The following is a 14,662-nucleotide window of genomic DNA, read 5'->3' as shown; positions in this document are numbered from 1 at the left end:
CCCGTTGTTTCGGCCCCGTCCAGAAGGAACGGGGCCGAACATGGGTCTTCAGTGGTCTTCCTGGTACGACCTACGAGAACAGTCGCGCGGCGTGACGTAGAGCGTAGGCCGCGACCTGGCGGCCCAACCTCACCCCGGCCTGGTCGGCGGAGCGGGTGTGGATACCCGACCAGACCCGGGCGTCGACGTTCTCGTCGGTCAGGACCTTCCATGTGGTGTAGGTGCGAGTGACCCCGGGCGCGGTCGGGCTCGTGAGCTCGAACGGTTCGCGGGAGCGGGAGCCGACCAGTGCGGTCAGCACCTGCTCGGCGGCACCGGCGTAGGTGTTGTGGCCGCTCGGGTAGTCGGGGTGCGACGGCGTCGTGTGCAGCGGTGTCCAGGCTGGATCGGAGGGAATGGAGGGGTGGCCGGTGTCGACGGCGCGAAGCGCGGTGACCGGGCGCCATCTCACATAGGTGTATTTGGTATCCGAAGTGGCGATCTGGGTGTCCACCAGAGCGACATGGAAGAGCGCGACGAGTTCGGTCTTCCTCGATGCCGGCAGGCGGGACTGGACGAGGGCGGCACGTAAGACGCCGTTGTAGATGGTCAGTGAGGACCCCAGCCAGAACTGCGCGATGTCCGTCTGGGCCTGCGTGCGTGCGCTGCTGTTCGCCGCGCCGTAGTCGCGTACTTCCTCAAGGTCGGCCCGATATTCCGGAGAGCTGAGCTTGGGAGGAGGCCCTGGCCGGAACCGGTCGACGCGGCCCAGGAGGAACGGCCTGGCGAACCTCGTGCCCGCTTGAAGGGCCGGCCCGAGAGCCGGCGGCGTGGGCTGCCAGACTCCGGGCGCGGCTTGCGGGACCGGGTACGGCGGGTTGACCGACGCCGGGTCCAGGCCGTCATCGGTTCGTTCGGTGAGCAGCGCCGCCGCCTCCTCGGCTCCGGCCGCCACACCCCGATCCTTGGGCGGGCCGGCGGGGATGCGCGCCAGCGTCGCCGCGAACGCAGCGTCCAACTCGGCGGCGCGGGCCGGAATCAGGCTCACCAGTGAGGTGCGGACCGCGGAGGCGAGCGCGGCGTCCTGGAAGGCGCGCAGGCGGGGACCGGATCGCAGGGCGCGGGCGGCGGACACCCAGCTGATGGCCCACGTGCGGCTGTTGGTGACCTGTGTGGAAGACCCGGCGGCGGCGATGGTGTCGGCGGTGACGTCGTACCATTCCACCGCCACGTCGACGTCGGGCGGCCCCGATGCACGCGCTGTCGACGCGGAGGTGGCTGTGCCGCTCAAGGCCGTGCTGGTGGCGAGCACGGCCACAGTGACGGCGGAGCGCAGCCGGTGAGGCGGAGTGTTTCGCGTGCGGGGTGAAGGCGTTGACAAAGCGAGGCGTCCTTTCTGGGCGGCACAGGGATGCGGTCGGTCTGAGCATTCGGCTGTGGCATCAGGCATCGGCGCTCATCCGCGCAACAGCGGTAGGAGCCGGTCGCCCTGACGCTTGATCTCTGGCAGGTAGGGGGTGTCGGAGAGCACGAAGTGGGTGATGCCGAGTGCCTGGTATCTGCGCAGCGACTTCGCCACGTCCTCGGCCGAGCCGACCAGCCAGGTGGTGCCCGCGCCGCCGCCGCCGAACTTACCTGGGGTGGTGTAGAGGTTGTCGTCGAGAACCTCTCCGCGTGCGGCCAGGTCGAGCAGCCGTTCCTGGCCGACGGCGGTGAACCGGTTGGGGTCGCGTGCGATGCCGCCGTTCGCCATCTGCACGACCTTGGCCTCGGCGTCGGCCCAGGCCTGTTCGGTGGTGTCCCGCACCAGTGTGGTGACCCGCAGCCCGAACTCCAGCGGAGGGTGCTCGCGTCCGAGCTTCTCGCTGAGCTCCTTGAGCCGCTCGATCCGCTCTTCGATGCCGTCGAGCGGCTCGCCCCAGAAGAGCTGGACGTCGGCCTCCGTGGCGGCCACCTTCTCGGCGGCTTCCGAGGCGCCGCCGAAGTAGAGCGGGGGGTGCCGGCGCTCGCCCCGGACGACTGTGCGCGGCACGACGGTGGAGTCGGTGACGGTGAAGTGCTCGCCGTGGTAGGTGACGTTCTCCTCGGTCCACAGCTTGCGTACGAGCTGGAGGAACTCCTTGGTGCGGGCGTAGCGGTGGGCCTGGTCGCCTTCGCGGTCGCCGTACGCGGCGAGGTTGTCCTGGCCCGACACGATGTTGATCAGCACCCGTCCCCCGCTGAGATGGTCGAGGGTCGCGGCGGCGGAGGCGAACTTCGCCGGATGCCAGTAGCCGGGCCGGACGGCGATCAGCGGCTGGAACGTTGTCGTTCGCGCGGCCAGGGCGGTGGCGACCGTGAAGGTGTCGGGCCGTCCCCAGCCGGTGCCGATGAGCGCCCCTCCCCACCCGTGCTCCTCGAGGGCCTTGGCCTGGCTGGTGAGGGTCTCCAGGCTGTTGTGATTCTCGACGACGACGTCGCCGCGGTGCCCGGGCTGCGCTTGGTTGGGGATGTACCAGAGGAACTGGAGATTCATCAGTCGGTCTTCCTGCTCGGTGGTCCTGTGGGCAGGGCGCGCACGGCGTACGGGCGACCGCGACGCCGAGGGCGGCCACGCCCGCGCCGAACCAGAACAGCGCGTTGAAGGCCGAGCCTGGCACGGCCGAGGTGGTCCAGCCCGTCCACCGCCTCCGGCAGGCAGGGGATGGGCCGTTCCCCTCAGCGGGGGGACGATGGCCCGAACGGGCGGTCGCCGCGCAGAGTGATGCGGTGCATGACCCGGTGGGCGGTGCCGTAGTCGCGGTTGGCGTAGTGGGATGTGCTGCGGTTGTCCCACATGGCCACGTCGCCGAGGCTCCAGCGGTGGCGGATGATGTGCTCCGGCTTGGTCAGGTGAGCGTAGAGCAGGTCGAGGATGTGACGGCTCTCGGCCTCGGAGACGCCGACGATGTGCGAGGTGAAGCCGGGGTTGACGAACAGGCCCTTGCGTCCGGTCTCGGGGTGGACGCGTACGACGGGGTGCTCCACCGGGTCCAGCCGGGTGACGACCTCGCCGTCCCAGACGCTGCCCTGGCCGCCGCGCCGCTGGGCCAGGTAGTAGCCGAACTCCCGGTTGCCGTCGTGCACCGCGGTGAGCTGGTCGGCCAGTTCCCGTACGGGCGCGGCAAGGGAGTCGTAGGCGAGCTGGCTGTCGGCCCAGCTCGTGTCCCCGCCGGTGGGAGGCAGGACCACGGCACGCAGGATCGAGCCGAGCGGCGGGCGGGGCATGAAGGTGACGTCGGTGTGCCAGACGTCGGCGAAGCCGTTGTCGGCGCTGTCGAGCGCGTAGATCTCCGGGTGCGCCTCGTCCACGCCGCCGACGACGGGGTGGGATGCGGTCAGCTCGCCGAGGCGGCGGCCCAGGGTGACCTGTCCGTCCTCGTCGAGGGTCTGCCCGGAGAAGAAGAGCACCTTCCGCTGGACGAGCGCGGCTCGTACCGCGGCCAGCTCCTCGTCGGCGGCGGTCGCCAGGTCGAGCCCTTCTACCTGAGCGCCGAAGTGCGGTCCGAGCGGGCGCAGGGTGAGCTTGGCGGCCAGGGGTGTGGACATGTGCGCTCCTGTTCTGTGGTGGTCATCCGGCGGCGTCGCGGACGGCATGACTGACGGTGGCACGCAGGGCCGTGTACTCGGGGAGGGCGCGGAGCTCGTCGGGCTCCAGGCCGGTGCGGGGCAGAGGGACGTCGAGGTCGAGGGCGATCTGGCCGGGCCTGCTGGTGAGCACGACGACGCGGCTGCCGAGGAAGACGGCCTCTTCGACGCTGTGGGTGACGAACACGGAGGTGCGGCCCGTCTGCTCACTGACCCGGCGCAGGTCCTCCTGCAGCCGCTCGCGGGTGAGCGCGTCCAGGGCCGCGAACGGCTCGTCGAGCAGCAGCAGCGGATTGTCGCCCGCCAGCGCCCTGGCGATGGCCACCCGCTGTTGCTGACCACCGGAGAGCTGCCAGGTCCGGCGGTGGGCCACGTCGTGCAGGCCGACCCGTTCCAGGAGCTCCGGCACCCGGCGGGCGCGTTCCTCGCGGGGGACGCCGGCGTAGCGCAGCGCGAGCCCGACGTTGCCGCCCACGCTCTTCCAAGGGAACAGCCGGGGCTGCTGGAACACGATCCCGGCGCCGGCGCCGGGCACCGGCAGAGCTCCGGCGGTGCGGACGACGCCGGCGGTGGGCCGCTCGAAGCCGGCGATCAGGCGCAGCAGCGTGCTCTTGCCGGAGCCGGACGCCCCGACGATCACGAGGAACGAGCCCCGGGGGACGTCTAGCGAGATCGGGCCGAGCGCCGTCACGGCGTCCGCACCCGTCCCGTACACGTGCACGACCTCCGCCACGTGGACGGCGGTGTCCGTACCGAGCTCAAGGGGTGAGGACATCGGGCAGGCCCTTGTTGTAGACGGCGTTCCGCACGGTCGCCAGATCGGGGACGGCTTCGATCTTCTGCAGGTCCTTGAGGAACTGCGCGGCGCTGACGAGGTTCTCGGCCAGCGCGCCCGGCCGTTCCGGCGTGCCGAGCCATTCGGCGGAGGCCAGGTCGGCGGGCTTGAGGAAGACGCCCTGGGTGAGCTGGTCCTCGGCGTCCTTCTTGGTCAGGTTGAGCTCGGCGGCGACGGCCGCGGCGGCCTCGGCGCGGTTGTCGGTGATGAGCTGTAGAGCCCTCGCCTCGGCCTTGCGCCAGGCGTCCACCGCGTCCGGGTGCGCCTTGAGGAACGTGGTGGACACCACCCCGAGGTCCAGCGTGGGCTTGCCGGCCGTGGCCAGCTCCCGGCTGGTGACCAGGACCTTGCCGTCCTTCTCCAGCTCCTTCAGGGTGGGCAGCCAGGTGTAGGCGGCGTCGATGTCGCCGCGCGTCCAGGAGGCGAGGATGTCCTGCGGTTCGAGGTCGACGATGGTCAGCTCCGACTCGCGCACCCCCGCCCGGTCGAGCGCGGCCAGCAGGCTGTAGTGGGAGGTCGAGGCGAACGACGTGGCGACCTTCTTGCCGCGCAGGCCCTCGATCGCCGACACGCCGCTGTCGTTCCTGACGACCAGGGCCTCGTTGTCGCCGGCCACGTCGAGCACGAACGCCACCTGGTACGGGATGTTCAGCGGGGCCGACAGTCCGCGGGCCACGGGGCTGGAGCCGATGGCGGCGATGTCCACGCTGCCGGCCACGAAGGCGGTGTTGATGCTGGCGCCGGAGTCGAACTTCGTCCACTGGATCCGGTAGCCGGGCAGCGCCTCCTCCAGCCACCTCTTGTTCTTGACGATGAGGTCGCCGCTGGGGAACGCCTGGTAGGCGAGGCGGATGCGGTTGGCGGCCGCGCCGTCACCGCCTCCCCGGGACGCGGTGCCGTCACCGCAGGCGGCCAGGACCGTGATCAGTACGAAGGACAGCAGGAATCTCAGACGCATGGCGGCTTCCTCGTGAGGGACGTGCGGCGGGTCACGAGCGGCCCCGCCAGGGGATGAGCCGTTTCTCCGCGACCCGCAGAAGGCCGTCGATGAGCAGGCCCGACAGGCCGATGGCCAGCAGCCCCAGCACCACGACGTCGGTCTGCAGGTAACGCTGGGCGTCCCGCACCATGCCGCCGATGCCGGGCACGCCGTTGACCGTCTCGGCGGCGACCACGGACGAGTACGCGACGCCGACGGCCAGACGCACGCCGGTGAAGATCTCCGGCAGGGCGTTGGGCAGCACCACGTCCCGGATGACGTCGCGCCGCCTGGCGCCCAGCGCTCTGGCGGCCTCGACCAGGTCGGACGGCGCGCCGTGCACCGCGGCGGCGGTGGCCACCGCCACCGGCGGCAGCGCCGCGATCGCCAGCAGCCACAGCTTGGGCGTCTCGTCGATGCCGAACCAGATGATGAGGAGGCTGAAGTACGCCAGCGGTGGTAGCGCCCGCACGAACGTGACCACCGGCTCGGCCACGACGCGGATCCACGGCACGGTGCCGAGCACGACGCCCACGACGAGCCCGCCTGCCACGCCGATCGCGGATCCGATGAGGATGCGCCGCAGGCTGATCCCGAGGTGCTCGACGAGCAGGCTGCCGCTGTAGCCGCGGATGCCGTCGTGCGTCGTGGACAACCGCAGGAGCTGCTCCCACACGGCGCCGGGGGAGGGGATGAAGGAGGGGTTGGCCGCCGCGGTCGCGGCGAGCTGCCACAAGCCGAGGAGTGCGGCTGCGGCGAGCACGCGCACCACGATCCTGCGTGTCGCCGGTCGCAGTCGCCGGGTGGCGGACTCCGGTCCGCCGTCGGTAACGGCGGTCGAGGGGGCGGCCGTCGAGGTGGACGAGGCCACCGTCTGAGACGGGCTCATGACCACGAAGCTACGGCGGCACCCCACTAAAGTCAACATTTCCTACTAGTTTTAAGGGGTATACCGCGAGCTGTGGATCGTCGACGACTACGAGAGCGGCGAGGTCATCGCGCGGCCCCCGCGTCCGGGCCGGTACCGCTGCACGCCCACGTCACCGCGGAGGGCCGCAGCGGAATCCGGCGCATCAGGATCAGGGACCACCAGCTCATCAGTGACAGCGGCCCCGACTTGGCCGGCTACGACCTCGGCCCCGCCTCGCCCGAGCTGCAGGCCGGCATGCTCGGGAGCTGCGTGACCCACATCCTCCTCATCAGGGCGGCCGAGCCGGAGGTGCCCCTGGACGCGCTCGAGGTGGACGTGCGCGCCGAATGCGACCCAGGGCCCAGCAGCCGGGCGAGAGCGGCGTCCCGGTGCACCCGCTCAGAAGCCGATCGGCTCACGCACCAGCACGACCGTGGCCCGCTCCGGCAGGGCCTCGCGCTCGACGATGAGGATCTTGCCGATGAACGACGACTGCCCGAACTCCTGGAGGCGCCGGTGCTCGCGCGGCAGGCTGTACGAGCGGACCCGTCGCAGCGCCGTCTCCAGGTCCGGCACCACCTTCTGGGCGCCGGCCACCCAGACGACCTTGCGCGCTCCCGACGCGTACGGCGCGAGCTGGCTGCCGCTGGCCGAGGCGATGACCAGGTGGCCCTCCTCCGTCACCGCGTGCACGCTGCCCACGACGTACTCGGCCGTGGCGCCGAGACGGACGACCGCCTGCACGTCGCCCTTGGGGTCCTCGGCCCCGGCTCGGACGGAGGCGAACCGGCCCGACTCGTCAAGGTCGGCGGCGATGCCGGACAGCCGGAGCGTCTCGCTGGAGGCGGTGAAGACGCTCTCGCCGCCGGGGATCAGCCCGGTGACGAGCTCGCGGGCCTCGGCGGCGCTGTCCACGACATGCACGATGAAGCCGTTGTCGCGCAACGCGGCGGTCGCGCGGTCCAGTTGCTCGGCGGGCGCGGGGGCGGCGAACGTCTCGTCGGGCACGACAGTTTGCACGGACATGATGTATCCCCTGAGATGAGAGATGGTTCCGACTGGTAACCGGCACCATTCTGAGTAACGCTGAATCCCTACCGGAAGTAGGCACTTTTTTCTGCCTCAGTGAAGCGGAGGGAACCCATGAACGCCGACGGACCCGCCAGCGGCGCGAGCTCCGTGCTCAAGGCGCGTGACGAGACGACCTGCCAGGTACGCGACGTCCTGAACCGGGTGGGGGACAAGTGGACCCTGGCGGTCGTCAACGAGCTCGGAGCCGGCCCGCGCCGCTTCAACGAGCTCAGGCGCACCGTTCCCGGCATCAGCCAGCGCATGCTGACCGCCACCCTGCGCGTGCTCGAACGCGACGGGCTGGTCACCCGCAGCGTGTACGCCGAGGTGCCGCCCCGCGTCGACTACGAGCTGACGCCGCTCGGCCGCACGTTGCTCGAGCGGGTCTGGGGGCTGATCGACTGGGCCGTTGAGCACCACGACGACATCGAGGGTGCCCGCGGCCGCTACGACGCCCGGCGCGCGCCTGACGGACCCCAACAAAACCTACGGAAATAATCGGAAGTGCCATAGTCCCGGCCATGAGCTTGGACGAGACCTGGTCGGGAGACGGGATTCATCGCCGGGTCCGTAGCAATCTCGGGCGGGCATGCGGGTGATGCGGCAGCGGCCCTGCTCAGGGGGTGACACGGGATCGGGCGTCGCCGCAGAACATGGCGGCGTTGTGGCGGGCGAACTGTGCGAAGGCCGCTTGGGCCGGCAGATACGAGCGTGACGACGTCTCATCAGGTCGCGGTGCCAGCGCAGGACGGTGTCCAGACGGACGAGGAGGCGCATCTGGCGCAGGGCCTCACGCGGCAGTGAGGTCAGGAGAGCGGCGAGTTGGCGTTCACGGACGGCGATCTGTGACGCAGAACGATAATCTCCACGTCCTTGTCCCGATCGCTCATGGGGAGCAACCGCAGCGCGGCGAAGGCGTTCGTGACAGTGAGACAGGCCGGGCGAAGGAGCACAGCGGATCATCCTGCCGTACGCGCTTCCGTGTTCCGGGTGGCGCGAGGCGCAGGCGTTCGGCTCCTGCAACGGCACGGGCGTCGCCGACGACGGCGAGGTGGCGGAGATCCGCGACCTCGACGGGTGGGCAGAGGAGGTCTACCGCCGCTGGTGAGGTCCGGGGCACCGCCGCCGGGCGGCGCCCCGGACGCCGGTCAGGACGCTCGTGGCAACGAGAACGTGACGTCGTCGAAGTCGAGGTGCGCGAAGCCCTCGGTGTAGAAGCCGACCTTCCCGGACGGATTGTGTGCCGGGTTCTCGCCTTCGAGGACGGCCTCGCCGCCGACGCTGACGCTCACCGACGCCCCCCGCACCGTCATCCGCACGTCGTAGACGGTGTCGGGACGCAGGCCGCGCTCGGCCGGCAGGACGGCCTGGCTCAGGGTCCGCCACTGCGCGTCGTAGAGCGTCCAGGTCGGCCCGGCCGTCGCGTGCCGGTAGCGGACGTAGCCGCCGCCGGCGTCGCCCTGGCGGTCGTACATGATGAGGACGGCCCCCTCGGGCATCTGCGCGGGCGTCCGCAGCCGGTACGACAGCGCGTAGTCGGTGAAGGCGCGGTCGAGCAGCCCGTTGGCGCCCTTGACGATCCGGTACCAATGGTTGCCGGCGGCGTCGGCGACGATGCCGCGGTTGGGATCGACGGGCCAGCCGTTGCCGCCGGACTCGAAGTCGGTGGCGTGCATGACGCCGTCGCCCTCGCTCACGGTTACGGTGGCCGTGTCGGTGATCTCCGGGTGGGCCTTGGAGGCGACTGAGACGGTGGTGGTGCCCGGCATGAGCGCGGTGACCGCGCCGCCGGCGCTCACCGTGGCCACCGCCGGGTCGCTGCTCGCGTACGTCACCGCCTGGTCGGTGGCGTTCCACGGCACCGGCTCGGCCCGGACGGACACGGTCTTGCCGAGCGGGACCGTGAGCTCGTCGCCGGGCAGGTGGAGGGCGGTCAGCTCGATCCGGTCGGGCCCGCCCGGCAGGCCAACCTTGCTGTGGGTGCCGATCTCGGCGAACGGGACGGCCTTGAACCCGGGGATGCGCTGGAAGACCTCGGCGTCCGCGGTCAGGGAGAAGTCGCCGGACTGCCAGCCGGTGAAGCCGGGGTTGCGGTCGGCGACCCAGTTGCCGGCGTAGTTGAGCAGGTTCTTGACGTCCCGCGCGCCGTGCTGGTTGACGCTGGAGGCCCGGGCCAGCTCTGGGTTCCAGACGAGGTTGTTCTCGAAGGAGTTCTTCGCAGGGAAGTAGTGGTTCTCGTCGAAGAAGGTGAGCAGTTCGGGGTACTTGGTGGCGTACGGGGTGCCGGCGAAGCCGCCGTTCTCCTCGAACAGCTTCCGCCAGGCCGGCAGGTAGTTCTTGTCCACCGTGTTGCCCGGCTGGTCGCCCATCCACATCTCGTAGTTGTCGTACGGGACGTGGGTGTCGACGAAGATGTTGTTCCTGGCCTTGATGTGGTCGCCGGAGCCGCTCTTGATGGCGTCGTTGCCCATCCGGTAGAAGACGTTCTCGTCGATCGTCAGGCCCATGGTGAGGTTGTCGGGGTAGACGCCCTCGACTCCGCCGCGCCCCTCGCCGATGTGGTGGAAGTAGTTGCGCCGGATCACGGTGCCCCGCTCGTGCGGGGTCATGCCGGCGTTCATGTAGATCGCGCCGAGGTCCTGGAAGTCCTGACAGATGTCGTAGATGTCGTTGTACTCGATGAGGTGGTCGTTGCCGTGGACGATGATGCCGGGATGCGGCGCGTCATGGATCTCGTTGCCGCGGGCCGTGTTCCCGACGCCGTCGAACATCACGCCCGGGTTGTACGCCTTGTGGTAGTAGGCGAAGTCGTGGATGTGGGAGTTCTCCACCCGGTTGCGGCCCGGCTCCAGGGTCTTGTCGTCGCCGCCGTTGAGGACGACGCCCACGCCGCCGACGTGCCGGATCGTGGAGGACACCACGGCGTGGTCGCGGCCCTTGGCCTTGTCCGGGATGCCGTCGTAGACGTAGCGGCCGGCTGAGTTCAGGTACACGCCGCCGTCGGCGAAATTCTGGATGTCGCTGCGCTCGATGGTGACGTGGCTGCCGCCGAGGATCACCGCGGGCAGGCTGCGCCCGTACTCCAGCGCCAGCTCCTGGAAGGAGATGTGGGAGGCGCCGGCGGTCTTGATCATCGGCTCCTTGAGCATGGTGACGGTGATGTCGCCCTGCTTCGTGCGGAAGGCCGCGTTGGGCATCAGGTACAGCACGCCCTTGGCCCGGTCGATGTAGTACTCGCCGGGGGCGTCCAGCTCCTCCAGCAGGTTCTGGGCGAAGTGGAAGTCCGGGTACCACGACTTCATCAGGCCGGACATCTCGCCGTAGCGCAGGGTGATCGTCTTCGCTTCGGTGTCGATCGCGGCGATCTTGTTGTACGACCACTCCCAGCTGTAGCCGAAGATGCCGTCCAGCCAGACGTCCTCGGCTTGCTTCCAGTGGCGCGGCCGGTCGTAGCCGTAGCTGAACGTGCCGCCGCGGTTCTGCAGGTCGGCGTCCTTCACGGTGGGCCCGGCATCGATGATCTTGTTCATCTGGACGGTGCCCTCGTTGGGCCAGCGGGCCAGCGTCATGCCCTGGCCCGCCACGTACAGCTCCATGGGCGGGACGGTGCTGACATCGTTGGCCTTCCAGTAGCCGTGCCGGCTGAGTTGCCCGTAGTCGGTGATGCCGAGGGCCGCGAGGTCGGCCTGCAGCACCTTGCCGCGGGCCGGTTCGTCCACGATGCGCCGCAACACGGCCTCGTCGGTCACCGGGATGAAGCTGTCGTGGTTGAGTTGCCGCCCGCCGGTGAGCCGGGCCGTCTCGCCGGGGTAGGAGCGGTAGACGACCGGCGCCTTCGCCGTGCCGGAGTCCCGCTGGTCGAGCGCGAACGACGCGCTCCGCTGGTAAGTGCCTTCGCGCAGGTAGACGGTCACCCCGCCGGGGGGCAGGCCGTGGCGGGCCTTGAGCTTCCTGATCGCGTCCCTGGCCCCTTCGAGGGTGCGGAAGGGGCGGCCTTTCGTCCCGCTGCCGGCGTCGTCACCGCCGGGCGCGACGTAGAGGATCTTTCCTGGCGGCCGCGGCGCGGTCTCCGCGTGAGCCACAGCGGGTGACACTGCGGGCGTCGCCGCCAGGGATAACAGGAGGCAAGCCGCCAGGGTGGCGCGCAGCCGTCGGGTGATGGACACCGTTCCGCCTTTCCGGAGGTGGGGGGGGTGGGGCCGGCTCAGCCCTTGAGCGCGCCGACCGTCAGGCCACTGATGATGTGCCGCTGCATGTAGACGAAGAAGATGATCACCGGGGCCACGGCGAGGAGGAGGTTGGGGAAGACCTTGGTCATGTCGGTCGAGTACTGGCTGATGCCGGCGTAGATGGCGGTGGTGACCGTGTAGGTGCCGGATCCGGGGCTCAGCAGGATCTGCGGGCTGATGAAGTCGTTCCAGATCCCGATCGAGTTGAGGATCAGCACCGTGATCACGGCCGGCCGGGTCAGCGGGAAGATGACCTGCCAGTACGTGCGCAGCCGTCCGGCCCCGTCGATCGCGGCCGCGTGGTCGATGTCCCGGGGGACGGTGCGGATGAAGCCGACGAACAGGAAGATGCTCACCGGCAGCGTCATGGCGACGTCGTGCAGGATCAGCCCGGCCACCGTGTTGCCCAGCCCGAGCGCGCGCAGTACGTAGATCAGCGGCACGATGAGGGCCGAGGCTGGGATGAACGTGCCGGCCAGGAAGAACAGCAGCAGGAACTGGGTGCGCCGCTTGAGGCTGCGCGCGATCACGTACGCGGCCGGCCCGGCGAACAGGATGCACAGCAGATCGACGGCCACCACCAGCACGAGCGTGAAGCCGTAGCTCTTGAGCACGTTGTACTGGGGACTCTGCACCGCCGCCGCCAGGTAGTCCAGCGAGATCCTGGCGAACGGCAACGAGAACGGGCTGTTCTGGATGTCCTGCTGCGACTTGAAGCTGTTGACCAGCAGGAGGTAGACCGGCACGGTCATGACGGCGAACAGCAGGGTCAGCAGCGCGACGCGGACCGGCGACGGCCGCCGCGCGCCGGCGCGGGGATTGAGGGTCATGGGGGCTCCTGGGGTACCTAGCTCGCCGCGGCCCGGTCCTGCCGGTTGCGCAGGGCGGTAACGACGACCGACAGCGCGGCGGAGGCCACCATGAGGCCCACGGCCTGGGCGGTGGCGAAGCCGACGTCCGTGCCGGCGAACGACTTGGTGAGGATGACGTACGCGATGGTCTCGGTGGCCCCGGCCGGGCCGCCGTCCGTGAGGCTGACGACGATGTCGTACACCTTGATCAGCCCCACCAGGTTGAGCACCATGGCGACGGTGACCACCGGCGCGATCATCGGGATGACGATCCTCCGGTTGATCTGCCGTCGCGACGCGCCGTCGATCTGCGCCGCCTCGACGAGCTCGCGCGGCACCGTCTGCAGGCCGGCCACGAACAGCACCACGTTGAAGCCGAAGCCCGCCCACACGATGACGCCCACCAGGGTGATCACCGCGAGGTTCTCGTCGAACAGGAAGCCGACGGGGCCGATGCCGAGGTCGGCGAGGGTGTTGTTGATCGCGCCGTTGGTGCCGAGGATGGCGCTCCACAGGAAGCCCAGGATGAGCGAGCTGATCACGTGCGGGTAATAGGCGAGGGTGCGGAAGAAGGAGTTGACCCAGTTCCGCTCCTTGAGCTGGAGCGCGTAGACCAGGCCCAGCCCGAGCATCCCCACCGACCCGAAGAAGGCCACGATCACGGTGACCACCCCGGCCCGGGTGGTGTCCGGGTCGTCGAACAGGCGAGCGTAGTTGTCCAGGCCGACGAAGGCCGCCGAGGAGAAGCCGTTCCAGTCGGTGAGGCTCAGGTACAGCGCCACGACGACCGGAACGACCGTCATGACCGTGTACACCACGACGGCGGGGGCGAGCATGCCCGCGCTCAGCGCCGCCTCGCGCAGGCGGCGGCGCCGGCCGCCCGGCGTGCTGCGATCGGAATCAGGACTCCCGGCGGCCACCCGCACGGAGTCCGCGCTCAGCCCTGCGAGTCCCACCACTGGTCCAGCTTCGTGGCGACGTCAGCGGCCGAGGCGCCGGTGAACAGGGACTGGATCTGCTTGTTCAGCTCGTCGGCGTAGCCCTGGACCGGCTGCCGGTCGCCCTGCTTGACCAGGACGGCCGGCGTCTCGTCGAGGACCTTCTGCACGCCGTCCCCGAGGCTGGAGACGTCGTAGGCGAACCCCTTGCGCAGATTGCCGTCGGCGGCGAGCTGTTCCTTGATGGCCTCCTCGTCGGTCACCAGCCACTCGACCAGGTCGATCGCCGCCTCGCGGTGCTTGGACTGCGCGACGACCGTGTACGGCTGCGCCATGTTGCCGAACTGGCCGGGCGGGTACGCGCCGTCGGACGGCACGGGGAAGACGCCGATGCCGTCGCTCTTGCCCGCCTCGTCGGCCGCGGGCACGAAGTACGAGCCCATGATGTACATGGCGGAGTCGCCCTTGAGGAAGGCGGCCTGGCCGTCGGGGTACTGCAGCCCGAGCGCGCTCTTGTCCAGGAACCCCTGGTCGAGCCAGGACCGGTAGAGCTCGTAGTAGCGCTTGTAGCCGCTGGCCGCGAAGGTCGTCTCGCCCTTCTTGCGCTTGACCGTCCAGTCGGGGTCGGCGGTGAGCACGCCCGCGTCGGCCAGCATGCTGAACTGCGCCCCGGTCACCCACTGGCCGGCAGTCTGCAGCGGGACCAGCCCGGCCTTCTTGAGCTTGCCCATCGCCTCCTCGAACTGGGCGATGGTCCGGATCTCGGTGGCGTCGAGGCCCGCGTCGGTGAACGCCTTCTTGTTGTAGAAGACCAGCGACTGGATCTGCTCGCCGACGCCGACCACGTAGTGCTTGCCGCCGATCGCGTAGTCGTCGAACAGCGGCGTCTTCGCGGCCCACGGCTGGCCGGACAGGTCCACGAAGAGCTCGGCGGTCTCCGGGGTGGGCACCAGGTGCTGCGCGATGTCGGGCGGGTCGCCCGCGGCGAGGTCCTGGCGCAGCTTGGCCTCGGCCTCGATGGTGCCGGTGAGCTCCAGTTGCACGGTCACGTCCGGATGCTTGGCCTCGTAGCGGTCGAACAGTCCGTTCCAGAACTGCTCGGTGAGGTTGGGCGTGATGTTGACGATCATCCGCAGCGTGGTCTTGCCCGCTCCGCCGTCCGTGCCGCCGCCGTCACCGCCGCACGCCGACGTCGCCGTTAACGCGAGGGCCGTCGCCGCGGCCGCCAGCAGTCGCCTGTTCATGTGCCTTCTTCCATCAATCG

At 69.9% G+C, this 14,662-nt stretch carries 12 protein-coding genes; 1 reads left to right on the top strand and 11 read right to left on the bottom strand.

Annotation, left to right across the window (positions count from 1 at the left end):
* Nucleotides 1-70: 70 nt before the first annotated feature.
* The 7 genes from ACIBG4_RS11990 to ACIBG4_RS11960 all read right to left on the bottom strand — a co-directional run bounded on the left by ACIBG4_RS11990 (nucleotide 71) and on the right by ACIBG4_RS11960 (nucleotide 7,335).
* Nucleotides 71-1,291 carry a vanadium-dependent haloperoxidase gene (locus ACIBG4_RS11990; RefSeq protein WP_397201823.1) on the bottom strand — a complete coding sequence of 407 codons (1,221 nt, stop codon included), beginning with the start codon at nucleotides 1,289-1,291 and terminating at the stop codon, nucleotides 71-73.
* Between the two features lie 144 nt (nucleotides 1,292-1,435).
* Nucleotides 1,436-2,494, bottom strand: coding sequence for an LLM class flavin-dependent oxidoreductase (locus tag ACIBG4_RS11985; protein WP_397201822.1), 1,059 nt, complete (start codon nucleotides 2,492-2,494; stop codon nucleotides 1,436-1,438).
* A 182-nt stretch (nucleotides 2,495-2,676) separates the two neighbouring features.
* Nucleotides 2,677-3,546 carry a TauD/TfdA dioxygenase family protein gene (locus tag ACIBG4_RS11980; protein WP_397201821.1) on the bottom strand — a complete coding sequence of 290 codons (870 nt, stop codon included), beginning with the start codon at nucleotides 3,544-3,546 and terminating at the stop codon, nucleotides 2,677-2,679.
* Nucleotides 3,547-3,568: 22 nt separating this feature from the next.
* Nucleotides 3,569-4,360 carry an ABC transporter ATP-binding protein gene (locus tag ACIBG4_RS11975; RefSeq protein ID WP_397201820.1) on the bottom strand — a complete coding sequence of 264 codons (792 nt, stop codon included), beginning with the start codon at nucleotides 4,358-4,360 and terminating at the stop codon, nucleotides 3,569-3,571.
* A complete protein-coding gene (locus ACIBG4_RS11970; RefSeq protein WP_397201819.1) occupies nucleotides 4,344-5,378 on the bottom strand; it encodes a glycine betaine ABC transporter substrate-binding protein in 1,035 nt (344 codons plus the stop codon). The genes ACIBG4_RS11975 and ACIBG4_RS11970 overlap by 17 nt, the downstream gene beginning before the upstream one ends.
* Before the next feature lie 31 nt (nucleotides 5,379-5,409).
* Entirely contained in the window at nucleotides 5,410-6,288 is an 879-nt protein-coding gene (locus ACIBG4_RS11965; RefSeq protein WP_397201818.1) for an ABC transporter permease, read from the bottom strand.
* Between the two features lie 420 nt (nucleotides 6,289-6,708).
* On the bottom strand, nucleotides 6,709-7,335 hold the full coding sequence (locus ACIBG4_RS11960; RefSeq protein ID WP_397201817.1) for a lactate utilization protein: 627 nt from the start codon (nucleotides 7,333-7,335) through the stop codon (nucleotides 6,709-6,711).
* Between the two features lie 117 nt (nucleotides 7,336-7,452).
* Between ACIBG4_RS11960 and ACIBG4_RS11955 the strand changes: the two genes are divergently transcribed.
* Complete coding sequence (locus tag ACIBG4_RS11955) at nucleotides 7,453-7,878, top strand: winged helix-turn-helix transcriptional regulator (RefSeq protein ID WP_397201816.1); 426 nt, start codon at nucleotides 7,453-7,455, stop codon at nucleotides 7,876-7,878.
* Between the two features lie 650 nt (nucleotides 7,879-8,528).
* Here the strand turns inward: ACIBG4_RS11955 and ACIBG4_RS11950 are convergent.
* The 4 genes from ACIBG4_RS11950 to ACIBG4_RS11935 all read right to left on the bottom strand — a co-directional run bounded on the left by ACIBG4_RS11950 (nucleotide 8,529) and on the right by ACIBG4_RS11935 (nucleotide 14,642).
* Nucleotides 8,529-11,462: a right-handed parallel beta-helix repeat-containing protein gene (locus ACIBG4_RS11950; RefSeq protein ID WP_397201815.1), complete on the bottom strand. Its 2,934-nt coding sequence runs from the start codon at nucleotides 11,460-11,462 to the stop codon at nucleotides 8,529-8,531.
* 122 nt (nucleotides 11,463-11,584) lie between these two features.
* Nucleotides 11,585-12,439, bottom strand: a complete 855-nt coding sequence (locus tag ACIBG4_RS11945; RefSeq protein ID WP_397201814.1) for a carbohydrate ABC transporter permease — start codon at nucleotides 12,437-12,439, stop codon at nucleotides 11,585-11,587.
* Between the two features lie 17 nt (nucleotides 12,440-12,456).
* On the bottom strand, nucleotides 12,457-13,419 hold the full coding sequence (locus ACIBG4_RS11940; RefSeq protein WP_397201813.1) for a carbohydrate ABC transporter permease: 963 nt from the start codon (nucleotides 13,417-13,419) through the stop codon (nucleotides 12,457-12,459).
* Nucleotides 13,398-14,642, bottom strand: a complete 1,245-nt coding sequence (locus ACIBG4_RS11935; RefSeq protein ID WP_397201812.1) for an ABC transporter substrate-binding protein — start codon at nucleotides 14,640-14,642, stop codon at nucleotides 13,398-13,400. Before ACIBG4_RS11935 ends, ACIBG4_RS11940 begins: the two co-directional genes overlap by 22 nt.
* Nucleotides 14,643-14,662 lie beyond the last annotated feature (20 nt).

Origin of the sequence: Nonomuraea sp. NPDC050383 (assembly GCF_044459125.1) — a bacterium.
Classification (GTDB): Bacteria; Actinomycetota; Actinomycetes; order Streptosporangiales; family Streptosporangiaceae; genus Nonomuraea.
This window is presented reverse-complemented; position numbering and strand designations above follow the sequence as displayed.

Excerpts from the sequence above, each read along its gene's own strand:
- ACIBG4_RS11985 (WP_397201822.1), bottom strand. The coding sequence starts at position 2,494 with ATGAATCTCCAGTTCCTCTGGTACATCCCCAACCAAGCGCAGCCCGGG.
- ACIBG4_RS11965 (WP_397201818.1), bottom strand. The coding sequence starts at position 6,288 with ATGAGCCCGTCTCAGACGGTGGCCTCGTCCACCTCGACGGCCGCCCCC.
- ACIBG4_RS11960 (WP_397201817.1), bottom strand. The coding sequence starts at position 7,335 with ATGTCCGTGCAAACTGTCGTGCCCGACGAGACGTTCGCCGCCCCCGCG.
- ACIBG4_RS11955 (WP_397201816.1), top strand. The coding sequence starts at position 7,453 with ATGAACGCCGACGGACCCGCCAGCGGCGCGAGCTCCGTGCTCAAGGCG.
- ACIBG4_RS11935 (WP_397201812.1), bottom strand. The coding sequence starts at position 14,642 with ATGAACAGGCGACTGCTGGCGGCCGCGGCGACGGCCCTCGCGTTAACG.
- ACIBG4_RS11945 (WP_397201814.1), bottom strand. The coding sequence starts at position 12,439 with ATGACCCTCAATCCCCGCGCCGGCGCGCGGCGGCCGTCGCCGGTCCGC.
- ACIBG4_RS11975 (WP_397201820.1), bottom strand. The coding sequence starts at position 4,360 with ATGTCCTCACCCCTTGAGCTCGGTACGGACACCGCCGTCCACGTGGCG.
- ACIBG4_RS11980 (WP_397201821.1), bottom strand. The coding sequence starts at position 3,546 with ATGTCCACACCCCTGGCCGCCAAGCTCACCCTGCGCCCGCTCGGACCG.
- ACIBG4_RS11970 (WP_397201819.1), bottom strand. The coding sequence starts at position 5,378 with ATGCGTCTGAGATTCCTGCTGTCCTTCGTACTGATCACGGTCCTGGCC.